The 23168-nt window shown below is 66.2% G+C and carries 15 protein-coding genes; 13 read left to right on the top strand and 2 right to left on the bottom strand.

All coding sequences use genetic code 11. From position 1 onward, the window contains the following. The first annotated feature begins 21 nt into the window (after positions 1 to 21). The 7 genes from pcrA (at position 22) to HMPREF3167_RS01085 (ending at position 10249) form a co-directional block, all read left to right on the top strand. Positions 22 to 2562: a DNA helicase PcrA gene (gene pcrA, locus HMPREF3167_RS01115; RefSeq protein ID WP_246825725.1), complete on the top strand. Its 2541-nt coding sequence runs from the start codon at positions 22 to 24 to the stop codon at positions 2560 to 2562. Beyond that, the gene (locus HMPREF3167_RS01110) at positions 2559 to 4556 is read left to right on the top strand and encodes an acyltransferase family protein (protein WP_083281010.1); all 1998 of its coding nucleotides are present in this window, start codon (positions 2559 to 2561) and stop codon (positions 4554 to 4556) included. Before pcrA ends, HMPREF3167_RS01110 begins: the two co-directional genes overlap by 4 nt. 106 nt (positions 4557 to 4662) lie before the next feature. Continuing rightward, positions 4663 to 5835, top strand: a complete 1173-nt coding sequence (gene sucC, locus HMPREF3167_RS01105; protein WP_062613887.1) for an ADP-forming succinate--CoA ligase subunit beta — start codon at positions 4663 to 4665, stop codon at positions 5833 to 5835. Positions 5836 to 5844: 9 nt separating this feature from the next. Next, on the top strand, positions 5845 to 6762 hold the full coding sequence (gene sucD, locus HMPREF3167_RS01100; protein ID WP_068538493.1) for a succinate--CoA ligase subunit alpha: 918 nt from the start codon (positions 5845 to 5847) through the stop codon (positions 6760 to 6762). A gap of 158 nt (positions 6763 to 6920) precedes the next feature. Continuing rightward, complete coding sequence (locus HMPREF3167_RS01095) at positions 6921 to 8339, top strand: cell division protein PerM (protein WP_070444983.1); 1419 nt, start codon at positions 6921 to 6923, stop codon at positions 8337 to 8339. 41 nt (positions 8340 to 8380) lie between these two features. Further along, positions 8381 to 9910: a bifunctional phosphoribosylaminoimidazolecarboxamide formyltransferase/IMP cyclohydrolase gene (purH, locus tag HMPREF3167_RS01090; protein WP_070444980.1), complete on the top strand. Its 1530-nt coding sequence runs from the start codon at positions 8381 to 8383 to the stop codon at positions 9908 to 9910. Positions 9911 to 9967: 57 nt separating this feature from the next. After that, on the top strand, positions 9968 to 10249 hold the full coding sequence (locus tag HMPREF3167_RS01085) for a hypothetical protein (RefSeq protein ID WP_062613891.1): 282 nt from the start codon (positions 9968 to 9970) through the stop codon (positions 10247 to 10249). A gap of 28 nt (positions 10250 to 10277) precedes the next feature. Here HMPREF3167_RS01085 and HMPREF3167_RS01080 read toward each other — a convergent pair whose 3' ends face one another. After that, the gene (locus HMPREF3167_RS01080) at positions 10278 to 12548 is read right to left on the bottom strand and encodes a 6-phosphofructokinase (protein WP_070444977.1); all 2271 of its coding nucleotides are present in this window, start codon (positions 12546 to 12548) and stop codon (positions 10278 to 10280) included. Between the two features lie 100 nt (positions 12549 to 12648). Here HMPREF3167_RS01080 and pgi point away from each other — a divergent pair, with 100 nt between their 5' ends. Continuing rightward, on the top strand, positions 12649 to 14301 hold the full coding sequence (pgi, locus tag HMPREF3167_RS01075; protein ID WP_070444974.1) for a glucose-6-phosphate isomerase: 1653 nt from the start codon (positions 12649 to 12651) through the stop codon (positions 14299 to 14301). Between the two features lie 364 nt (positions 14302 to 14665). Here pgi and HMPREF3167_RS01070 read toward each other — a convergent pair whose 3' ends face one another. After that, positions 14666 to 15307 carry a DUF4352 domain-containing protein gene (locus HMPREF3167_RS01070; RefSeq protein ID WP_068538488.1) on the bottom strand — a complete coding sequence of 214 codons (642 nt, stop codon included), beginning with the start codon at positions 15305 to 15307 and terminating at the stop codon, positions 14666 to 14668. Between the two features lie 140 nt (positions 15308 to 15447). Here HMPREF3167_RS01070 and HMPREF3167_RS01065 point away from each other — a divergent pair, with 140 nt between their 5' ends. The 5 genes from HMPREF3167_RS01065 (at position 15448) to aes (ending at position 23167) form a co-directional block, all read left to right on the top strand. Beyond that, positions 15448 to 18675: a DEAD/DEAH box helicase gene (locus tag HMPREF3167_RS01065; RefSeq protein ID WP_210382955.1), complete on the top strand. Its 3228-nt coding sequence runs from the start codon at positions 15448 to 15450 to the stop codon at positions 18673 to 18675. A gap of 98 nt (positions 18676 to 18773) precedes the next feature. Then, entirely contained in the window at positions 18774 to 19766 is a 993-nt protein-coding gene (locus HMPREF3167_RS01060) for a malate dehydrogenase (protein WP_062613895.1), read from the top strand. A gap of 128 nt (positions 19767 to 19894) precedes the next feature. Next, on the top strand, positions 19895 to 20503 hold the full coding sequence (locus HMPREF3167_RS10120) for a sugar O-acetyltransferase (RefSeq protein ID WP_285347427.1): 609 nt from the start codon (positions 19895 to 19897) through the stop codon (positions 20501 to 20503). Positions 20504 to 20803: 300 nt separating this feature from the next. Then, a complete protein-coding gene (locus HMPREF3167_RS01050; protein WP_062613897.1) occupies positions 20804 to 22183 on the top strand; it encodes an MFS transporter in 1380 nt (459 codons plus the stop codon). A 6-nt stretch (positions 22184 to 22189) separates the two neighbouring features. Further along, positions 22190 to 23167: an acetyl esterase gene (gene aes / locus HMPREF3167_RS01045; protein WP_062613898.1), complete on the top strand. Its 978-nt coding sequence runs from the start codon at positions 22190 to 22192 to the stop codon at positions 23165 to 23167. Position 23168: the final 1 nt, after the last annotated feature.

The raw sequence follows: 23168 nt of genomic DNA, 5'->3' as shown, positions 1-23168 counted from the left end.
TCTGATGCTTATCAAAACGCTATGGAGCGCCTGCGAGCCCGTGTCGCGGCAGCGCAGGAAGCCAATGATGTCCGCCGTCCGGTAGCCGCGCCTCCCGGGCTGATCGCCCCTACTACCGAGGATCCGCTACTCGCGGGGCTGAACACCCAGCAACGCGAAGCGGTGGTGCATGAGGGCGGGCACTTGCTCGTGGTGGCAGGTGCGGGCTCGGGCAAGACGCGGGTGCTCACCACCCGCATCTCGCACTTGATTTCGTCGGGGAAGGTGCGTCCGTGGGAGATCCTCGCGATCACGTTCACGAACAAGGCGGCGAAGGAGATGCGCGAGCGTCTGGAGGCGATGATCGGCCCGTCGGCCACGCGGATGTGGATCTCCACCTTCCATTCGGCGTGCGTGCGGATTTTGCGCGCGGAGCACGAGGCGCTGGGGATGCGCTCCACGTTCACGATTTACGACGCGGCGGATTCGAACCGGCTGATGACCATGGTGGCGCGCGAGGAGAACATTGACACGAAGCAGTTCCCGGCGAAGAAGCTACTGCGCCAGGTGTCGGACTTGAAGAATGAGATGGTCACGGCGTGGGAATTCGAGCGGCGCAACCTGAACCGGGACGAGCGGGTCCTCGCCCAGGCTTACGCCGGCTATCAGCGTCGGCTCACGGCGGCGAACGCGGTGGATTTCGATGACCTCATCATGCTCACGGTCAACCTGTTGCGCGATAACCCGGCGATTGCCGAGTACTACCGGCGGCGCTTCCGCCACATTCTGGTGGACGAATACCAGGATACGAATGTGGCCCAGTACGAACTGATCCGCGTGCTTGTGGGGGATGAGGGGGACGATCCGCACGGGGAGCTGACCGTGGTGGGGGACGCGGACCAGTCGATCTACGCCTTCCGTGGCGCCACCATCCGCAATATTCAGGACTTCGAGCAGGACTTCCCGAACGCCACCTCGATCCTGCTCGAGCAGAACTATCGTTCCACGCAGAACATCCTGTCGGCTGCGAACGCGGTGATCGCGAACAATGCCGGGCGGCGGCCGAAGCGGCTGTGGACGGATTCGGGTAGCGGGGAGAAGATTGTGGGCTACGTGGCCGACGCGGAGTCGGATGAGGCCTCCTTCATCGTGGAGGAGATCGACTCGCTACGCGGCAAGGGCTACACCTACGGCCAGGTGGCCGTGTTCTATCGTACGAACGCTCAGTCGCGGGCGCTGGAGGAAATGTTCGTCCGCTCGGGTATCCCGTACAAGGTGGTGGGCGGCACCAAGTTCTACGAGCGCAAGGAGATCAAGGACGCGATCGCCTACCTCCACGCGATCGCCAACCCGGATGATACGGTCTCGATCCGCCGTATCCTCAACGAGCCGCGGCGCGGGTTGGGGGCGAAGGCGGAGGACGCGGTGGCGGCACACGCCGCCCGCTTTGGGATCTCGTTCGGAGCGGCGCTTGCCGACGTCGCCCACCCCGATTCCGCCCTCGAGGCTGGGCGCGCGCCCGTGGAGGGCCTGCAGGCGCGGGCCATCAACGCGATGCGGGAGTTCGCGCTCATGCTCGAGGAGATCCGCGCGAAGGCGGAGGCGGGTGCGGCGCCGGCGGACGTGCTCGATGAGGTGATGGACCGCTCCGGGTATTTGGCGACGTTGCAGAAGTCGAATGACCCGCAGGACGAGGTGCGGGTGGAGAACCTGGCCGAGTTCCACTCCGTGGCCTCCGATTTCCTCGTGGTCAATGAGGGCGGCACGCTCGGCGATTTCCTCGACCAGGTCTCGCTTGTGGCTGACTCGGACCAGATTCCGGATGAGGACGGGGGCGAGGGGGAGGTCATCCTCATGACCGTTCACACCGCTAAGGGTCTGGAGTTCCCGGTCGTGTTTGTCACGGGTATGGAGGACGGCACGTTCCCGCACATCCGCGCGATGAACTCGCCCGAGGAGCTAGAGGAGGAGCGTCGGCTGGCCTATGTGGCGTTCACGCGCGCCCGCCAGCGTCTGTACGTCACCCGCGCGGGGGCGCGCTCGCAGTGGGGCGCGCCCCAGGAGCTACCGGCCTCGCGCTTCTTGGAGGAGATCCCGGAGGGCGTGATCGAGTGGCGGCGGGACGAATCGGCCATGCAGACCTTGCGCCACGGTACCGGCTGGGGGAATGGCTGGTCCGGCTCGCGGCGCACTTCGCGCTACTCCGATTCTTTCGATGACGACTTCGCCCCGGCTTTCGGCGCCGGCGACGGGCGCGCGTTCGTGCCCGGAAAGTTCGGCCAGGAGAGCGGAGTGGGGCAGGGCGGAGGCACGACGACGTCGGGCGCGGCTGGCTCGGCAGGCGCGGCTGGCGCTGGCGGGGCGGACCGGCAGGCCGATTCCGGTCAGGCGCCGAGCTCGAGCGACGTGCCTGAGACGGGCGGGCTGGCCGTGGGCGACACGGTCCGCCACAAGTCCTTCGGGGTCGGCAGGATCATCGCGTTCGAGGGCAAGGGCAGGTCCACGATTGCGAAGGTGACGTTCAAGTCGGGGCCCACCAAGCGCCTCATGTTGCGCTTCGCACCACTGGAGAAGGTCTCATGAGTTACGGATTGCATACCCCTCGCCCCGCGCACGATGCGAGGCAAGCCTCTGAGCCGCCGGGGACCGGGCGGGGTGCGGATCGAGGGGCTGGGCGCGGGCGCGCCTCCGGCGGTCCGCGGCCGGCGTCGGCCGCGGACCTCGGCTCGTCCATGTCCGACCACGGCGGCTACATTCCCGGCCTGGACGGCGTGCGCGCTCTGGCGGTGACGGCGGTCATCGCCTACCACTTGTTCCCCGGCTTGGTCAGGGGCGGATTCCTGGGCGTGGACGTGTTCTTCGTCCTATCCGGCTTCCTTATTACCACCCTGCTCCTGCGCGAGGACCGGAAGAATAACTACATCAACCTCAAAGCCTTCTGGCAGCGCCGCTTGCGGCGCCTCATCCCTGCGCTCGTGGCCCTCATCCTCGTGGTGGTGCCGGTCGCGCTCGCGATCAACAGGGACCTGCTGGTGGGTGTGCGGCGCCAGGTGCTTGGCGCCCTGACCTTCTCCACGAACTGGCTGGAGATTGCCCACGGCTCCTCTTATTTCGACCAGACCACGCCCAACCTATTCAAAAACTTCTGGTCGTTGGCGATAGAGGAACAGTTCTACCTATTCTGGCCGCTGCTCATGCTGGTGGTCCTGGCGCTACTGCCCGGCTGGCGGTCGCGCGTCGCCCTCGCGGCCGGGTTGGCCCTCGGATCGGCCGGGCTCATGATGGTGCTCTACAACGGCACCAACGCCACCACGGTCTACTACGGCACTCACACCCACCTGTTCGGGATCGCGATCGGCATCGGGTTGGCGTTCCTGTGGGCGGACGGGAGCCTGCTCGGGCGAGCCCACTGGCGCCAGTTCTCCGCCTGGTACGGGTGGGCGGCCCTCGCCCTGCTCCTCGTCTTCATGCTGATCTTGCCGGACACCGGGCCGTGGGCCTACGTGGGCGGGATGCTCCTCGCCTCCCTACTGACGGTGGTGCTCATCGCCTCCATGCTCGTTCCGGGCTCCGTGCTGGCGATGATGGGCGAATGGCGCGTGCCGCGCTGGATCGGCACGCGCTCCTACGGCCTGTACCTGTGGCACTGGCCGGTCCTCGTGATGGTCGGGGTTGCCTACCCGGTGGCCTTCGGGTCGGTGGCCTACCTGCTACGTTCTTTGGTCGCGGTGGCCCTCACCGCCGCGATCTGCGAGGTCTCCTACCGCTACCTCGAGACCCCGGTGCGCAAGCGGGGCATCCGTGCATCGTTGGCATGGGCCTATGGTGAGGTGTGGCAGACGGTAGCAGGGAAGGTGGGCGCCGGTGTCGTGGCGATCGCGCTCGTGGCGACGGGTGTGGGGCTGGTGGTCGCGCCGGCGAAGAGCCAGACCCAGCTCACGATCGAGCAAAATGAGGACACGACGATTGGGGAGGGCATGACGCCGCAGGCGGACGTCCCGCTCAACCCTGCGGAAACCTCGCTCTCGCCGACGCTCGACACCTCGATGCCCACGTGGCCGGAAGTTACCGCGATTGGGGACTCGATGGTGGCGGCCTCGAAGACGGGCCTGGAGTACGCGATGCCGGGCATCACGTTCCTGGCGCGCTCGAACCTGAAGTGGTCCGAGGCGCTCGGGGTGGTGCAGGCGGGGCTCGCGGACGGCTCGATCGGACGCGTCGTCATCCTCCACTACGGCACGAACGCGGGCGTGTCGGATGCGGACGTGGTGCGCGCCGTCATCCAGGCGCTCGGCCCGGACCGAATGGTCCTGTTAGTCAACCTGTATTCGCCTTCCACGTTCATCGACTCCTCGAACGAGGCGCTGGCTGAGGTGGCCGGGGAGTACCCCAACGTCATGTTGGTCGATTGGCACAAGGCGGCCTCCGAGAACCCGAACCTGCTGCAGGTGGACGCCACGCATACCTCGATCGAGGGCGCGAATTTTTATGGCAACCTCATGAAGGAATCCATAGAGAAGTTTTCCGCGGAACTGACGCTCGGGAAGGGAGCCGCGCTCGCCGAGCTAGGGAAGTAGGAAAGTACGCCAAATAGTGAGCGGCGGAGAAGATATTTCGCTATGCTCAAAGAGATGTCTCGGCGTCGAGACAATCGGGGACGTTCGCCAAGCGAAAGGACACTTCGTGGATCTCTACGAGTACCAGGCACGCGACCTTTTTGCCAAGCACGGAGTGCCCGTGTTGGCGGGCAGAGTTGCGGCAACATCGGATGAAGCATTTGAAGCGGCGACGGAGCTGCTCAAGGACGGCGACCTGGTGGTCGTCAAGGCACAGGTCAAGACGGGCGGCCGCGGCAAGGCGGGCGGCGTGAAGCTCGCGCGCAGCGCGGAAGAGGCCAGGGAGAAGGCCGAGGAGATCCTCGGCATGGACATCAAGGGCCACACCGTTCACCGCGTCCTCATCGCGTCGGGCGCGGACATTGCCGAGGAGTACTACTTCTCCATCCTCCTCGACCGCTCCGAGCGGCGTTACCTCGCCATGTGCTCGGTCGAGGGCGGCATGGAGATCGAGCAGCTCGCGGCGGAGCGCCCCGAGGCGCTCGCGAAGGTCCCGGTCAACCCGAACGTTGGTGTGGATGCGGCCAAGGCGCGTGAGATCGTGGACGCGGCCGGCTTCTCGGAGGAACTCAAGGGGGCGGTAGCCGACGTCATCGTCAAACTCGGCGAGGTCTACGCGGGCGAGGACGCCACGCTCGTGGAGGTCAACCCTCTGGTCAGGACCACGGACGGTCAAATCATCGCGCTTGACGGCAAAGTGACCGTGGATGACAACGCCCGCTTCCGCCAGCCCGAGCACGAGGCGCTCGTGGACAAGCAGACCGAGAACCCGCTCGAGGCCAAGGCGAAGGCCCTCGGCCTCAACTACGTCAAACTCGAGGGCGGCTCGGTGGGCATCATCGGCAACGGCGCGGGCCTGGTGATGTCCACGCTCGACGTCGTCGCCTACGCGGGCGAAAAGTTCGGCGTGGGCCCGGCGAACTTCCTCGACATCGGCGGCGGCGCGGACGCCACCGTCATGTCGAACGGCCTGGACGTGATCCTCGGAGACCCGGATGTGAAGTCGGTGTTCGTCAACGTCTTCGGTGGCATCACGGCATGCGACCAGGTGGCCACCGGCATCGTCAAGGCGCTCGAGATCCTCGGGGACGCGGCCACCAAGCCGATCGTTGTGCGCCTCGATGGCAACAACGTGGCGGAAGGCCGGGCGATCCTCAACGAGGCGAACCACCCACTGGTGACTTTAGTGGACACGATGGATGGAGCCGCCGTCAAGGCGGCCGAGCTGGCAGCGAAGTAGGGGAGCAACGTGGCTATTTTTCTTGATAAGTCAGACAAGATTATCGTCCAGGGCATGACCGGCTCGGAGGGGCAGAAGCACACGCGCCGCATGCTCGGCGCGGGGACCCAGATTGTGGCCGGCACGAACCCGCGCAAGGCGGGCACATCCGTGGACTTTGAGGTCACGCCGATCGGGTACGGTGCCGAGGAGCGCCAGGCCGGCACGGTCTCCATCCCGGTCTACGGCACGGTGGCGGAGGCGAAGGAGGCCACGGGTGCCGAGGTGTCGGTCATCTTCGTGCCCCCGGCGTTTGCCAAGGCGGCTGTGATCGAGGCGGTCGACGCCGGCATGCGCCTGGTTGTCATCATCACCGAGGGCATCGCCGTGAAGGATAGCGCGGAGTTCTTTACCTACGCCCACGAGCGCGGCGTGCAGCTCATCGGCCCGAACTGCCCGGGCATCATCACGCCGGGCCAGTCGAACGTGGGCATCACGCCCCCGGATATCACGGGCCCGGGCAAGATCGGCCTGGTGTCGAAGTCCGGCACGCTGACCTACCAGATGATGTACGAGCTGTCCGACATCGGCTTCAGCACCTGCATCGGCATCGGCGGCGACCCGATCATCGGCACCACCCACATCGACGCGCTGAAGGCCTTCGAGGAGGACCCGGAGACCGAGCTGATCGTGATGATTGGCGAGATCGGCGGCGACGCCGAGGAGCGCGCGGCGGCCTACATCAAGGAGCACGTGACCAAGCCTGTCGTGGGCTACGTTGCCGGCTTCACGGCCCCCGAGGGCAAGACGATGGGCCACGCGGGCGCGATCGTCTCCGGCTCGGCGGGCACTGCGCAGGCGAAGAAGGAGGCCCTTGAGGCCGTAGGCGTCAAGGTGGGTAAGACCCCCACGGAGACGGCGAACCTGGCGCGCGAGCTGCTGAAGTAGCGCGTAGCTTTTTCGTGGGGCCGGCCGGGGCGGATGCCTCGGCCGGCCGCTGGCTTGCGGCGTGTGGGCTGGCCTTGTCATTCGCCCGAGTAGGCCAAGTGGGCAACACGCCCGGCCCACGTGGCGCACGCCCCGAAACTTCGCGCAACGATGGAAGGGTGAAGACCATTGACCTTTCCCGCGAACTGACCGTCGCCCGCGGTGCGATCGCCCCGCTGGCCTTCGGCTGGCTGGCGATGGCCGTGATCGCCACGGTGTTTTACACGCTGACGGCCTCGGCACCCACGTTGGGTGAGACGACGTGGCACGACGTGGCGCGCATGGGCACCGGGTGGTGGATGACCACGCTCGGCGGCCAGACTGAGATCCAGGGCGTGGCGATCTCGCTCATGCCCACGCTTATGACGCTCATCATGGTCTATGCGAGCGTGGCGGTATTTCGGCGTCGGCTGGTGGCGCGTTGGGGCGAGGTGGCTGCCGCGGCGATTGCGCAGGCGGCCGTGGTGGCGCTCATCGGTGTGGCCGTCCGGCCCGAAGGTGTGTGGTGGCCGGCGATTATCGGCGGGGCGATCATGGGTGGCGTCACGGCTGCCTGGGCCGGGCGCGATGAGCTTCTGGTCTGGCCGTGGCTCGCGCGGGCCCTTCCTCGCACAGGCGTGTTCCTGGGCGTGCTCGCGGTGCTCACGACGGCGACCGTGGCGGTCGCGTTCGTCGGCGGCTGGTCGCGCATGACCCAGATTCACGGCTACTACCTGACCGGCGCCGTGGGCACGGCCGGGCTTCTCCTCGTCCAGCTGGCCTACCTTCCCACGGCGTTTATTTGGGCGCTGGCGTGGCTGCTCGGCCCGGGGTTTTCCGTGGGGCAGGGCACGCACTTTTCGGTGCTGGGCGTGGAGTCGGCGCCGCTGCCGGCAATTCCGCTACTGGGTGCGCTGCCGTCGGTGGGGGATGGGTACCCGTGGGTGCTCGGCGTCCTCGCGGCGATCTTCTTGATCGTGGGGGCGTTGGTCACGCGGCGGGAGAAGAAGTCGCTCCCAGCTTCCTTGCTTGATTCGGCCCTCGCGGCGCTGATCGGTGCCTTCGTGGTGGCGGCCCTCGCGGCGATGGGTACGGGCGCGATCGGCCCGGAGCGGCTGGCGCAGACCGGCCCCGTGCCGCCGGTGATGTTCGGCATGGCCCTGCTCGTGCTCGGCCTGCCCTACCTCCTGGGCGCGCTCGTTCATCCCCAGACACTCACCTTCCTGCGGGCCCGCAGCGAGGCGACCGCCGAATGGGCATCCGACCGCCGCCAGGCCGTCAAGGACCGCGCTGAGGAGCGCGCGGCCGAGCGGGCTGAGGACGATGAGCGTGCCGGGCAGGACGAGCTTTCCGGCGACGACGGCGTTGCCGCGAACACGGAAGAGCGCAACGAGCCTGCAAACCCACCGGCCGTCGAGGGCAGTGAAGCCGAGCCCGCCCAGACGGAAGCCGAGCCGAACGCCACTGAGGGCGAGGACGCGCCGACCAGCTCAGACGTCGCCGTATCGGAAGGTGAGACAGAAAGTGCTCTAGGAGTGGACGGCTCCGAGCGGGACTAGGGGGCGTCGATAGGCTGAAGCCATCGACTCAAGGAGGTTTCATGGCCCGCGCCCTGATTTCAGTCTCGGACAAGAGCGGCATTGCGCAGTTCGCCCAGGTATTGCAGCAGGCAGGATATGACCTGATTTCCACTGGTTCAACCGCGAAGGTGATCGCGGAGCTCGGGCTGCCCGTCACGCCCGTGGAGAAGGTGACCGGCTTCCCCGAGATTTTCGACGGCCGGGTCAAGACCCTCAACCCCTTCATCCACGGCGGCATCCTCGCACGCCGGGGCACCGATGACGAGGTGATGGCGGAGCTGGGGATCGAGGCGATCGACGTCGTGGTCGTGAACCTGTACCCGTTCGTGCAGACCGTGGCCTCGGGCGCCGCGCCTGAGGAGTGCGTAGAGCAGATCGACATCGGCGGGCCGGCTCTCATCCGCGCGGCCGCGAAGAATCATCGAGACGTGGCCGTGGTGACCGACCCGGCCCAGTACGCGCGCGTAGCCGAGGAGCTTGCTGCCGGCGGGCTGACGGTCGAGTTCAAGCGCGAGCTCGCGGCCGTCGCCTTCGCCCACACCGCCGCCTACGATTCGGCGATCGCGGCGTGGTTCGCCGGCCAGGCCGGGGCGAATGCCCTTCCCGCCGAGCTCGCCCCGCGCTGGACCAAGGCCGCCGACCTCCGCTACGGCGAGAACCCGCACCAGGCCGCCGCGCTCTACGAGGACGCAAGCGGCGCCGGGCTCGCCCACGCCACCCAGCTGGGCGGCAAGCCGATGAGCTTCAACAACTACCAGGACACCGAGGCCGCCCTGCGCGCCGCCTACGACCACCCCGAGCCGGCTGTGGCGATCGTCAAGCACGCTAACCCGTGCGGTGTGGCGATTGCCGGCGACGTCGCCGCCGCTCACGCCCGCGCTCACGCCTGCGACCCGCTCTCGGCCTACGGCGGCGTGGTGGCCGCGAATCGACCGGTGACGGCCGCGATGGCGGAACAGCTGGGGCCGATCTTCACCGAGGTGGTGGCGGCGCCCGACTTTGATCCCGACGCCCTCGCCCTGCTCCAGACCAAGAAGAACCTGCGCATCCTGCGCGTGGCGCCGACCGAGGGCGGGCTGGATATCCGCCCGATCAGCGGCGGCGCGGTGGTCCAGGAGCGCGACACGCTAGGTGAACGCGACCAGATCGTCAGCTGGGAGCTTGTGGCGGGAGAGCCCGCCGACGCCAAAACCGCGGCCGACCTCGAGTTCGCCTGGCGCTCAGTGCGCTGCGTGAAGTCCAATGCGATCCTGCTGGCGCGCGAGGGTGCGACGGTGGGCGTGGGCATGGGCCAGGTCAACCGGGTCGACTCGTGCAAGCTGGCCGTCGAGCGCGCCAACACCCTCGGGGACGGGGAGCGGGCGCGTGGCGCGGTGGCGGCGTCGGACGCGTTCTTCCCCTTCGCCGACGGCTTCGAGGTGCTGGCCAAGGCCGGCGTCCGTGCCGTGGTCCAGCCCGGCGGCTCGATCCGTGACGAGGAGGTCATCGCGGCGGCGAAGGCTGCCGGGGTGACGATGTACCTCACGGGCACGCGTCACTTCGCGCACTGAGTCCGCGTCTCGCCCGGCGGCTAGAGTATGATCGTCACGCGAGCCGAAGGGAGAGACATGGACAAGTACGCCGGCGGTAAGTTCCCGCCCGCCATCGTCTACGTGCTCCTTGTGGCATGGGTGGGCGCGATCATCGCCACTGGCTTCCTGCTCGACGTGCAGCGGGCGGTTTATGCGCTCAGCGCCTCGTGCGTGGCGATCGCCGTGGCCCGCGTAACGCTCCCGGACGGAGCGGTACCGCGCGTGCGGTCCAAGGCACACGACGCCACCATCTTGTGCCTGTGCGCCGCGGCCCTGTTCATGCTGGCCGCGTGGGGAAACACGCCGCCGGTCCTGTAGGCCGAAGCCCGGACCAGCGGCGCGCTCGTTAGGACTCCGCCCCGTCGATGACGATCGGCAACTGGGCCAGCTCCAGATCGGCCGTGGGATCGGACACGACGTAGAGGACTTCCTTCAGCGGGTGCCACCAGGGCTCGAAGGGGAGGCGGTCTTCCATGTCGATGAGCTCGTCCATGTGTGCCACCGGCTGGGCTTCGATGTGCCCGTCCACCATGCCTACATGGTAGGAGCCGCCCTTGCCGGCAAGCTCCCGATCTAGCACGGTCATCGCAGTGTTGACCAGACGAACTGCGAGCGTGCGGTCGAACGGTGAGGGGTTGCCGCCCTGCTGGGCGTGGCCAATGAGGAGCGAGCGCACGTCGAACAGGTCCCCGCCCTCTTCTTCGAAGATGTTGGCCAGGACGTCGGCGTTGTAGTACTCCGAAGCGTCCTCGTTGCGCACCACCAAGTAGAGCTGGCGGCCGGCCTCGAAGGAGCGGATCATCTTCTGCGTGTCGGCGGCGAGTTGGCTGAGCGTGATCCCGTCCTCGTAGAGGTAGACCTGCTCGGCGCCCGTCGTGAGCGCGGACATGAGGGCGAGGTAGCCGCACTTGCGGCCCATTGTCTCCACCACGAAGCAGCGCCGGGAGGCGGAGGCGGACTGGCGGATGCGGTCGATCGTCTCCGTGTTCCAGTTCAGCGCCGTGTCGGTGCCGATCGAGAATTCAGAGCCGGGCAAATTATTGTCGATCGATGCGGGCACCAGCACAATCGGGATCTTGAACGCCGGGTATCGTGAGGATTCCTTGTGCATCTCGTAGACCATCTTGTAGCCCTTGAAACCGCCGATGACGATCAGGCCGTCCAGCTGCGCGTTCTCGATCGCGCGGCCGAGGGCGTAGTACTGGTCGACGTCGGGGATCGTGCGCCGGGTGCCAAGCTCGGCGCCGCCGTCCTCGGCCCACCCTTCGACGTCGTGCCACTTGAGCTCACGAATCCTGCCGTCCACGAGGCCCGGGAAGCCGCCCTCGATGCCGAGCATGGTGTAGCCGCGGTCGATGCCGAACTTCACGGCGGCGCGCGCCGCCGGGTTCATGCCGGGCGCGAGGCCGCCGGCGTGGAGGATGCCGATGCGCTTGGAACCCTCCGGGCGCTCGGGGGCCACGGGAGAGGAGAGTGTGGCAAAGAGGTCGATCATCTCCTGGTAGTGGTTGCCGCGCGAGGTCACGGCGGCGTCCCAGTCGCCAGATGAGAGATGTTCCTTGACGGCGCGCGTGTTCTGGATCGCCTGCATCATGGGCAGACGGACGATCTTGTTGCGCCGGGTGCCGATGATGACGGGTTCGGTCTCCTGGGTGGCGTGGACCAGGTCCCAGGCTGCGGTGTAGCCGAGCAGGGTGGGCATCCAGCGGTCGTAGGCCGAGGGAGTGCCGCCGCGCTGGACGTGGCCGAGCGAAGTGATGCGTGGGTCTTCGCCCATGCGATCCTTGATCGCGGTGCGAACGTCCTCCGCTGTGATCTTGTTGCCGGCGCGGTCGGAGGCTCCTTCGGCGACGACGATCAGCGAGTCGCGCCGGCCGTTCTCGCGGCCCAGGCGCAACTTCTCCGCCAGCTCATCCTCCCAGCCGTCGGCCGGGGGAAGCTCGGGGATGAAGACGTAGTCGCAGCCGCCGGCGATGGCGGACATGAGGGCGAGGTAGCCGCAGCGTCGGCCCATGACCTCGATGATGAACGTGCGCTGGTGGGAGGCCGCCGTCGCCGCAATCGCGTCGATCGCTTCGATGATGCGGGTGAGGGCCGAGTCGGTGCCCACGGTCATGTCGGTCCCCACCAGGTCGTTGTCGATCGAGCCGACGACGCCGGAAATGAGCAGCTTCGCGTGGCGCTGGCCCTCCTCTTCCGACACCGCCCCTTCGGCCACGAGCTCAGCCAGCAGCTCGGGCCAGAGCTCGCGCAGCTCGTCCGCGCCCGTCAGCGTGCCGTCCCCACCCATGATGACCAGGCGGTCGATACCGTTCTTCACGAAGTTGTACACGGCCTTCTTCATGCCCGAGCGCTCGCGGAACTCGTCGCAGCGCGCGGTGCCGATGGCGGTGCCGCCCCTGTTGATGGTGGAGGAGACGTCCGACCACCCCATCTTCTTGATCAGATGCCCGCCCTCGACGGGGCCGCGCCAGCCTTCGAGGAATGCGTAGGGCGTGGCGCCGAGCTGGAGCGCGGTGCGAACAACGGCGCGAACCGTCGCGTTCATGCCCTGTGCATCACCACCCGAAGTCAGGATTCCTATCTTCACTTCCGAGGCGCTTGTGTTGCTATCCACGACATCTCCTTCACATTTGCGTCACGCCCAATTCTGTCATATTTGCCCCGGCGCGATTGGGTAGAATGGGGGGCACTTGTTAGCTTTCAGGAGGAGAGTTATGACAGCGCCGATTGATGCAACTGCGACGCCCGCGTGGGCTCGCCTGACCGACCTTGAGGCGGGCCTCAACGTCGATTTCCGCGCGTGGTTTAAGGATGAAACCCGTGCGAAGAATTTCACTTTCCAGGCCGCGGATCTGTACGTGGACCTGTCGAAGACCTTCCTTACCGATGAAGTCAAGGCCGCGCTCCTGGAGCTGGCTGACCAAGTGAACCTGGCCGAGCGTCGTGACGCGATGCTCAGTGGCGAGCGAATCAACGTCACCGAGAACCGCGCAGTCCTGCACACCGCCCTGCGCCGCGAGAAGGGTGAGGAGGTAGATGTGGACGGGCGCAACGTCGTCGACGACGTCCACGAGGTCCTCGAGCGCGTGTTCGACTTCGCGGACAAGGTGCGTAGCGGTGAGTGGACGGGCGTCACGGGTAAGAGGATCGAGACCGTGGTCAACGTCGGCATCGGCGGCTCGGACCTGGGCCCGGTCATGGCGTACGAGGCGCTCAAGCCGTACGTGAAGGACGGGCTGGAGTGCCGCTTCATTTCGAACATTGACCCCACGGACGTGGGGGAGACCCTCAAGGGGCTCGACCCGGAGACGACCCTGGTGATCGTCGCGTCCAAGACGTTCACGACGCTCGAAACGCTCACCAACGCCCGCCAGGTGCGTTCCTGGCTGCTCGGCACGCTCGAGGAGCAGGGGGCGCCGACGGACGGCGCCGTGGCCAAGCACTTCGTGGCCGTGTCCACGGCGCTGGACAAGGTGGAGGCCTTCGGGATTGACCCGGTCAACGCCTTCGGCTTCTGGGACTGGGTGGGCGGGCGCTACTCGGTCGACTCGGCCGTGGGCCTGTCGCTAGCGATCGCGCTGGGCCGGGAGTACTTCGAGGACTTCCTGGCCGGCTTCCGTGCGATGGACCGCCACTTTGCGGATGCCCCGGCCGAGCAGAACGTGCCGTTGCTCATGGGCCTGCTCAACGTTTTCTACGTCAACTTCGTGGGCGCCCCCACGCACGCCGTACTGCCCTACTCTCAGTACCTGCACCGCTTCCCGGCCTACCTCCAGCAGCTGACGATGGAGTCGAACGGCAAGCGCGTGCGCTGGGACGGCACGCCGGTCACGTCGGCCACGGGCGAGGTCTTCTGGGGTGAGCCGGGCACGAACGGCCAGCACGCCTTCTACCAGCTCATCCACCAGGGTACGCAGCTCATCCCGGCGGACTTCATTGCGTTTGCCAACCCCACCTTCGACTTCAAGGACGGGGATGCCGACCAGCACGAGCTCTTCCTCGGTAACTTCTTTGGCCAGACCAAGGCGCTCGCCTTCGGCAAGACGGCCGACGAGGTCCGCGCGGAGGGCGTAGCCGAGGAGTTGGTGACCGCGAAGGTCTTCCCGGGCAACAAGCCCACCGCGTCGATTATGGCCCCGACCCTGACCCCGTCAGTGCTTGGCCAGCTCATCGCGCTGTACGAGCACATCACGTTCGTCCAGGGCATCGTGTGGGGTATCGACTCCTTCGACCAGTGGGGCGTGGAGCTCGGCAAGGCGATGGCCAAGGAGCTGACCAGCGCCGTTGAGGGCGACGAGGCGGCGATCGCTGCCGAGGATTCCTCGACCCGCGGCCTCATCGAGTACTACCGGGCGCACCGAAAGTAGAACGTCACCGATCGGGGTGCCCGCCGGCTCGCCGGCGGGCACTTTCGCTTCAGGTCGCAAGCGCAGGCGCCAGGCTACCAGTCACTGTTTCACACCAGCCACAATCGGCCCACCCGTCGCGTCTGTCACGGCTCGGGCCGTGCCGCGGGACCGGAGCGTTCCGCGGATTTGAATTTACTGGACGATTCCGGGCCGATCTTCATATATGAGGAGATCGGCCCGGAATCGTCCAAAATATTTTAATCTGCCTAAGCCGGTGAGGGTGATGTACCCAAAGGGCACGGTCCCCGGCTGAGCGTTTGCTCGGACCCGCGGGATCGTGCCCCTTTCGCAGCGGTGAAGGCACTGGTCGCCGCGTCGTCGTTTAGCTGAGTGCGACCTCGACGTCCTTGCCAAGGAAGCCTGCTTCGAGGAGAACCTTCGTCGGGGTGCTGTCTGCCGGAATGTCAAAGACGAACTTGCCGGACAGCGTGTTGCCCGGATTGATCTCGTCCAAACCCCACGAGCCTTCGATGTGAAGTGCAGCTTCGCTCGAGTAGGAGTGCTCGCGGCCCTGCTCGTCGATGAGCTTCATAGAGTCGGTAAAGAACCTCTCGGCTTTGTTGCCGTTGTTGAGGATGGACGCGCTCACGATGACGAACTGCCCCTGGGCCTGGGCGCCAAAGTACTCGTTACCGACTTCGGCAATGCCAGGCTCAATGCCTTCAATTGTTACGGTAAAATCGCCGACCTCGACCGGCGTGCCAATGGTCGCAGCGGGCTCCTCGGGGGTGGTCGTCTCCTCCGGTTCGGCGGACTTCGTTTCCTCTTCTTCGGCCTCGGCGGTGTCCTTAGCAGGATTGTCCGTTTTTTCGGACGCGGTGGTGGCGGGGGCGGTCTCCGGAGAGTCACTCGAGCACCCCGTGAGGATCGCGGTGAAGCCGAGAACAAAAAGGGCGATGATAGCGGTCAGAATCTTGTACTGACCGATCCATGAGCGCTGCGTGTTGGCGATTGTGCTAGTCATGGTTGTCCGATCTATTAGTGCGAAATAACGTCAGAATAAGCTAAGCAGGTCTCCCCCCCCCCCGCAAGCCGAAAACGGAACTCAACAGGGACTTGCGCCCGCGGGCCCGCGATTGCGGGCCCGGCTGCTAACCTGGTCCAGTGACGAACACCGCTGGATATCACTGGCCGGGGCCGGGCGGCGTCGGCGCGCACCTGACGCCGGGGCTCTACGAGCGGCTCATCGACGCCGAACTGGCCGAAGCGCTCGCGGCTTCGGACTTGCGCGCGGTCAGCGGCAAGGTCGATAGCGCCGATGCCCCTCACGTCCTCGCCACCCACCTGGCGGCCCGGATCGAGAGAGCCCTCCAAGCAGCGAAGGGGCGCGAGCGCCTCGAGCTTGCCAATCGTCTCCTCGCGCTCCTCCCGGACGGCAGCGCACTGCAGGAAAGACCCGAGGTGGACCCGAAAAAGGAGCCCTCACCAGACCAGCTCCTATCCCTGTGGCCGGCCGGCTTCGATCAGGCACCCGGGCGCCCGGAGATCCCACTGGCCGACGTCGCCCTGTTGACGAACGGCCCGCAGGACCCGGGCCTGGCTGCGGAGCTCGTCAAGGAGATGGGCTCGGCCGACCGCATCGACCTCCTTGGTTCGTTCATCAAGTGGACGGGCGTGCGCACGCTCCTTCCCGGTCTGGAGCCCCTCGCCCGCCGCGGCGTCCCCATCCGGGTGCTCACTACCACCTACATCGGCGCCACCGACCGCAAGGCCCTCGACGCGCTCGCCGGGCTTGGCGCCCAGGTGCGGGTTAACTACTTCTCTGCCTCCACGAAGCTGCACGCCAAGGCCTGGATCTTCCACCGCAACTCCGGCTATTCCACGGCTTACATCGGCTCGTCCAACCTCTCGCGTAGCGCGATGACGGACGGCGTGGAGTGGAACGTCCGCGTCTCGCAGGTGGCCACCCCGCACGTGCTCGCCAAGTTCGCGGCGACATTTGAGACGTACTGGTCCTCGCCCGACTACCAGCCCTACGACCCGGCCACCGACTCCGCGCGCCTCGACGAGGCCCTGCGTGACGCGCGCGGGCTGCCCGGCCCGGGCACGACGTCGACCGTCACGGCTTTGACCGTGCGCCCCTACCCGCACCAGCAGCTCATGCTCGAGGACCTGGAGGCTGAGCGCGAGGGCGGGCGCCACGCGAATCTGCTGGTGGCCGCGACGGGCACGGGTAAGACCGTGGTGGCGGCGCTCGATTACGCACGGCTCATTGAGCGCCTGAACGGCGACGGCCGGCGCGTCCTGCCCCGCCTGCTTTTCGTCGCCCACCGCAAGGAGATCCTCCAGCAGGCGCTGCGCACCTATCGCGACGTGCTTAAAGACGGCTCGTTCGGCGAGATGTTCGTGGACGGGCAGCGCCCCGCCCGCGGCGATCACGTCTTCGCCTCGGTGCAGTCTCTGCAGGATCTGTGTGTTTTCGAGCCGGAGCGCTTCGACGTCGTCGTCATTGACGAGTTCCACCACGCGCACGCCGCCTCCTACCGCAAGGTCCTGTCCCATTTCCGCCCCAAGGAGTTGCTTGGTCTGACGGCCACCCCGGAGCGTGGGGATGGGGTGAGCGTGGCGGACGCGTTTTTCGGCGGGCGCATCGCCTCCGAACTGCGGCTGTGGGATGCCCTCGAGGCCGACCTGCTGGTTCCCTTCCATTACTTCGGGATTGCGGATGGCACGGACCTTCGCCGGTTGAGCTTCAGGCGTGGCCAGTACGATCAGGGGGAACTCTCCCGGCTCTACCTGGCCGACCGCGCCCGCGCCGCCAAGATCGTGGAAAACACGCGACAGTACGTGGCGGACGTGGGACGGATGAAGGCGCTCGGATTCTGCGTCACCGTGGAGCACGCCCACTTCATGGCGGATTACTTCACCGCTTCCGGTATCCCGGCCCTGGCACTTGATGGCGGCTCGAGCCGGGCAGAGCGCGAGGCGGGGCTCGCGGCGCTACGCTCCGGGGAGGTGAAGGCCCTTTTCACGGTCGACCTCTTCAACGAGGGCCTCGACATCCCCGACATCGACACGGTCATCATGGCCCGCCCCACCCAGTCGGCCACGATCTTCCTCCAGCAACTCGGGCGCGGCCTGCGCCGCACGCCCACCAAAGCCGTCCTCACTGTGCTTGACTTCGTGGGCCACCAGCACGCCGACTTCCGCTTCGACGTCAAGTTCCGCGCGCTCACCGGCCTCGGCCGCCGCAAGCTGCGCACCGCTGTCGAGGCCGGCTTCCCCTTCCTCCCAGCCGGCTGCCACATTGAGCTTGACCGCGTCACGCAAGACGAGGTGCTGAAGAACTTGACGCAGACGGTCAAGCTCAGAGCTGCCCAGCTCGTTGCTGACATTCGCGTTCACGCCGGCGATGTCCGCCCCTACACCTTGCGTTCCTACCTTCACGACGCCGACCGCTCGCTTGCCGACATCTACGCGGGCAACCCCACGGCAACTGTGCGGGGGCGCAAGATTCCCCGCACGTGGCAAGCCCTGGCCGGCCTGGCGCTCGGCGGGGGAAAGGAGATCGGGGAGGCGAGCGTGGTCGAGCTCGACTTGCTGCGCCGCATCCGTGCCTTCACCCACGTCAACGACCGCCCGCGCATCGCCGCCTACCGGCGCATCCTCGCGGCGCTTGCGCTTGCGGAGACGCCGGCGGAGGCGGAGGAGGGCCTGGCAGGCCTGGGGGAGAAGGCGGCCTACGCGCCGATGTTGTACTTCTCCCTGTGGCCGACGGGCGACCCCGGCGAGATGGCCGTCAAGTTGTGGGAGGCGGTCCGCTCGGGCGTCTTCCGCGCCGAGCTCGAGCAGGTGCTTGAGGTGCGCGAGGACGCGCTGCGGACCGTGGCGCGCCCGCTTCCGGGCAGGCTCGCCGGCGTGCCGGTGCTCAGCCACGGGCGCTACACGCGCGAGGAGCTACTGGCGGGCTTCGGCGTCGGGACTCAGGACGAAGAAAAGCCGGGCAACGTGCGCGAGGGTGTGAAGTACGTGCGCCACCTCGGGGTGGACATCTTGCTCGTCACGCTGCGCAAGTCCGAGGCCGACTACTCGCCTACCACCCTCTACCGCGACTACGCCCTCACCCCCAACCTCTTCCACTGGGAGTCGCAGTCCACCACGGGCGAAAACTCTCCCACCGGCCAGCGCTACATCACCCACGAAAGCCGGGGGACCGACGTCGTGCTGTTCGTGCGCGAGACGAAGGTGGGCGAGATCGGGACCGAGCCCTACACGTGCCTCGGGAGGGCGCGCTACGTGCGCCACAGCGGTTCGAAGCCGATGGCGATTGAGTGGGAGCTGGACCGGGCAATGCCGGCAATGTTGCTCGCGGCATCCAAGCTTGTCTCCTAGATTCGCTTGGGACATAAGACGGCATTTTGGGAAAGCCAGCGGGTAGAATTGGGACTGTGCGCGCACGGGCGCGTGAATCCAATGAAGGAGTTATCTACATGGCAAAGTCACCAGTTACCGTTACCGTCACCGGCGCAGCTGGCAACATCGGCTACGCGCTGCTCTTCCGCATCGCGTCGGGCGCGCTGCTCGGCAATGACGTGCCGGTTCGCCTCAACCTCCTCGAGATCCCGCAGGGCCTGAAGGCCGCTGAGGGTACCGCGATGGAGCTTAACGATTCGGCGTTCCCGCTGCTTGAGTCCGTCAACATTTTCGACGACGCGAACAAGGCTTTCGACGGCGCCTCCGTGGGCCTTCTGGTCGGCGCCCGCCCGCGCACCAAGGGTATGGAACGCGCGGATTTGCTCGAGGCGAACGGTGGCATCTTCGGCCCGCAGGGCAAGGCTATCAACGACAACGCGGCTGACGACATCCGCGTGCTCGTGGTGGGCAACCCGGCCAACACCAACGCCGTGATCGCCATGCAGCACGCCCCGGACGTGCCGAAGGAGCGCTTCACCGCCATGATGCGCCTCGACCACAACCGCGCGATCTCCCAGCTCGCTGAGAAGACCGGCGCCCGCGTGGCCGACATCAAGCGCATGACGGTGTGGGGCAACCACTCCGCCGACCAGCACCCGGACGTGTCCTGGGCCACGGTCGATGGCAAGCCGGCCCTCGAGCTCGTTGACCAGGCCTGGCTGGACGAGTACTTCGTGCCCACGGTCGCCAAGCGTGGCGCCGCCATCATCGAGGCCCGCGGCGCGTCCTCGGCCGCCTCGGCCGCGTCCGCCGCGATTGACCACGTCTTTGACTGGGTCAACGGCACACCGGAAGGCGACTGGGTCACCCCGGGCGTCTACTCGGACGGCTCGCACTACGGCGTCCCCGAGGGCCTCATCTTCGGTTTCCCGGCCATCTCCAAGGGCGGCGAGTGGGAGATCGTCGACGGCCTGGAGATCTCCGACGCCACGCGCGTGGGCATCGAGCGCAACATCAAGGCTGCTCAGGAGGAGCTCGACGCGGTTCGTGCTCTCGGCCTGATCAAGTAAGCCACACCCGAAGATGGGCGGCCCTGCGGGGTCGCCCGTTTTCGTATGCCTGCCTACCGGGGGAGGGCCTGTAGGCTGGGCGTGAGGACGATCGGCGTGGCAGGGCCACGCAGCAGAGCGGAGGGAACGTGGACAGGTCCGAGGAACAGTTTGAGCGCATGCGCGCCAGCCAGCTCTACCGCGTGGAGGGCCACGCCTTCGACGTCGCCTTCGAGCGCTCGATGCGCCTTCAAGACGAAATCAACGCCCTGCCCACCGGCGACATGGAGGCGATCGCGGACCTGGCCCGCCAGCTCTTCGGCACGTTCGGCGACGGCGCCGCCATCCGCACCCCCGTCCACTGCGACTATGGCGCCCACACCCACATCGGGGAGGGCGCGTTCATCAACTTCGACTGCGTCTTCCTGGACGTGGCCGATATTGTGATCGGCAAGAACTGCCAGATCGCCACGCGGGTCCAGTTCATCACCGCCGAGCACCCGCTCGAGCCCACCCCACGGCGGGAGGGCTGGGAGTCGGGCCGGCCGATCACGATCGGCGACAACGTGTGGCTCGGCGCCGGCGTCATCGTCCTGCCCGGCGTGACGATCGGGGACAACACGGTGGTGGGCGCCGGCGCGGTGGTCACGAAGGACCTGCCGGCCAACGTTATCGCGGTGGGCACCCCGGCACGCGTGTTGCGCCCGCTTCCGGACGACGTCTCCCCGGCAGAGCTGGTGCCCGAACACTTACTCTAGGGCGAGTATTTCTTACTCGCGTGTGGCCCCGAATCCGCAACGGATTCGGGGCCACACGCGTGTTTGTCAAATCCTGCCTCCTGGCTTTGCGCCAAGTCTTGAACGCCTCCAATTTGGCTTTATTGCAGGAGTTTCTAGGGGTGGACGGGTTCCGTCCGTAATCCTGGGAGCTTTGGGCCGTTAATCACATTTTTGCTCCCGTAGGGTCGTAGGTACACAGGTCAATCGGTGATTCGTCATCCACCAACAGTGAAGTTGGCCGGAATTATTACCTGCTCCATCGCCTAGAGAGTTGACACAATGAACAAGAAAAACGAAGTACGAGCACAGGACTTGTCCCGCGGGCGGCGGTTCTTCCTCCTGACCCTCGTCTCCATGGGTAGCTCGATCATCTACACCCCTGCCTACCTCAAGAATGTCTTCTACGATCCGCTGATGGAGGCGCTTGACGTCACAAATGCCCAGCTCGGCCAGTTCCTCTCGGCTTACGCGATCACTGCGCTGATCTGCTACTTCCCCTCGGGCGTGATCGCGGACAAGGTGCGCGTGCGCACGCTGTCCTGGGTCGGCTTCATGCTGACAGCGGCACTGACTTTCGTCTACGCCACGTTGCCGTCGGTGGGAACGCTCATGATGGTCTTCGTGGGAATGGGTATCTCGACGATTCTCATCTGGTGGGGTATTCGCTTCAAGCTGGTTCGCCTCATCTCGGAGGAAGAAGAGTACTCGAAGAACATCGGTATTTCCTACGGCCTGTACGGCGCTGCTGGCCTAGCGGTTGGCCTCATCTGCCTTCTGTTTATCAAGTACATCGCCAGTGCCACGGACTCGATGCGGTGGATGCTCATCTTCCTGGGCGTGCTCATCTTTGTGCTCGGCCTTCTGTCTTTCCTCATCCCCAAGTTCGAAGGCGAGATTGCCGACAGCTCTCAGGGATTCAACCTCTCCGAGGTGGGCATGGCGCTGAAGAGCCCCGTGGTGTGGATGGCCGCGGCGATCATGTTCTTCGTGTACTTCTACTACACGGGCGTCACCTACACCACCCCCTACCTCTCCTCGGTTATGGGTGCCTCGATCGGCATCGTCTCGCTCGTGTCAATCGTCCGCCAGTACGGCGTCACCCTCCTGTCCGGCCCGGCCTTCGGCTTCCTTGCCAAGGGCGCGGGTAGCCCGACCCGCGTTATTGGCTGGGGCTCGGTGGTCGCCGTCATCGCCCTCGTGACGATCGCCTTCCTCCCGGCGGGAGCCGCGATGGCTGTCGTCGCCGCAATCATCGCAATCCTGCTCGGCTTCATTGCCAACGGCGTGTTCGGCATCGTTTCCTCGGCACTGACCGAGGGCAAGGTCCCGCTCACGATCTTCGGTACGGCGACGGGCGTCCTGTCGGTGATCGGCTTTGCCCCGGATACGTTCTCCTCCATTTGGTTCGGAGCCCTCATCGATAACAAGGGCAACGATGCCTACGTGGAGATCTTCATGATCCTCGCCGGTGCGGCGATTCTCGCCACCGCGTTCTCTTTCCTCCTCCACTTCTACGTGAAGAAGAACGAGAAGAAGCTTGAGGCCGCCCAGCTGACAGCGGCCGCGGAGGCCCAGGGTATTTCGCTGGAGGAAGCCGCTGACCTGGTCGGCGTCGATGAGGGCGTCGTCGCGGACGCCAGCGAGGACCTCGAGGGCTAGATTGTCATGAAAAGACTCGATGTGCCTGCTCTGTGGAGCAAGGCGATGGGCGCGGCGATTGCCAAGCAGGACCAGATTGCTGCTGGCCTGTACGCACCCGGCCAAACCCTCGCGCAGATGCGGGAAGGGTACCTCACGGAACGCCGGTTCTGGAACGAGGGTGGGCCCGCGATGGCCTCGACCGAGGATGCTGGCATCCCCACGTCGCACGGCGAGGTTGGGGTGCGCATCTACCGGCCCACTGACGGCACGCTCCCCATCATCTTCTACATCCACGGAGGCGGATTCGCCCTCGGCAACCTCGACACCCACGATCGCATTTGCCGCAACATCGCCGACGAAGCGGGCGCGGCCGTCGTCGCGATCGACTACACGCTCTCCCCGGAAGCCAAGTTCCCGCAGGCCATCGAGGAATGCGCGCAGGTGGTCCAATACGTGCGCTCTCACGCCAAGACATGGGACCTCGATAGCGGAGACATCTCCTTCGCTGGCGATTCCGGCGGGGCGAACATGTCGATTGCGACCTACCTCTACCTGCGCGACGTGATGAACGACGCCGGCGGCGTGCGCTGCTTCCTGCTGTACTACGGCTGGTTCGGGCTGAAGGATAGCGTGTCCATCCGCCTCTACGGAGGCGTGTGGGACGGCCTGACGCCGGAGGACTTCTCCATGTACAAGCAGCTGTACATCACGCGCGAGGCCGACCTCGATTCGCCCTACCTCAACATCTTCAACGCCGACCTCGAAGGCCTTCCGCCGGCTTACATCTGCGCAGCGGAGCTCGATCCGCTCCTCGACGACTCGCGGTTGCTGGCAAAGATCTACGAGACGCAGGGCGTGAGCCACGAACTCGAGGTCGTGCCCGGAGTGATCCACGCATTCCTCCACCACGGGCGAATGCTAGATGCGGCACGCCAGGTGATGGCGCATGGCGGCACATTCTTTACATCGATCCCTTCACCAACCCACCCAACTGGAAAGTAGG

The organism is Trueperella sp. HMSC08B05, assembly GCF_001808405.1.
Taxonomy (GTDB): Bacteria; Actinomycetota; Actinomycetes; order Actinomycetales; family Actinomycetaceae; genus Trueperella; species Trueperella bernardiae.
The sequence above is the reverse complement of the archived record's forward strand: the minus strand, read 5'-3'. Positions and strand labels throughout refer to the sequence as shown.

Coding starts and splice junctions, on each gene's coding strand:
- pcrA (WP_246825725.1), top strand. CDS start 22: ATGGAGCGCCTGCGAGCCCGTGTCGCGGCAGCGCAGGAAGCCAATGAT.
- HMPREF3167_RS01110 (WP_083281010.1), top strand. CDS start 2,559: ATGAGTTACGGATTGCATACCCCTCGCCCCGCGCACGATGCGAGGCAA.
- purH (WP_070444980.1), top strand. CDS start 8,381: ATGGCCCGCGCCCTGATTTCAGTCTCGGACAAGAGCGGCATTGCGCAG.
- HMPREF3167_RS01085 (WP_062613891.1), top strand. CDS start 9,968: ATGGACAAGTACGCCGGCGGTAAGTTCCCGCCCGCCATCGTCTACGTG.
- pgi (WP_070444974.1), top strand. CDS start 12,649: ATGACAGCGCCGATTGATGCAACTGCGACGCCCGCGTGGGCTCGCCTG.
- HMPREF3167_RS01070 (WP_068538488.1), bottom strand. CDS start 15,307: ATGACTAGCACAATCGCCAACACGCAGCGCTCATGGATCGGTCAGTAC.
- HMPREF3167_RS01060 (WP_062613895.1), top strand. CDS start 18,774: ATGGCAAAGTCACCAGTTACCGTTACCGTCACCGGCGCAGCTGGCAAC.
- HMPREF3167_RS01050 (WP_062613897.1), top strand. CDS start 20,804: ATGAACAAGAAAAACGAAGTACGAGCACAGGACTTGTCCCGCGGGCGG.
- aes (WP_062613898.1), top strand. CDS start 22,190: ATGAAAAGACTCGATGTGCCTGCTCTGTGGAGCAAGGCGATGGGCGCG.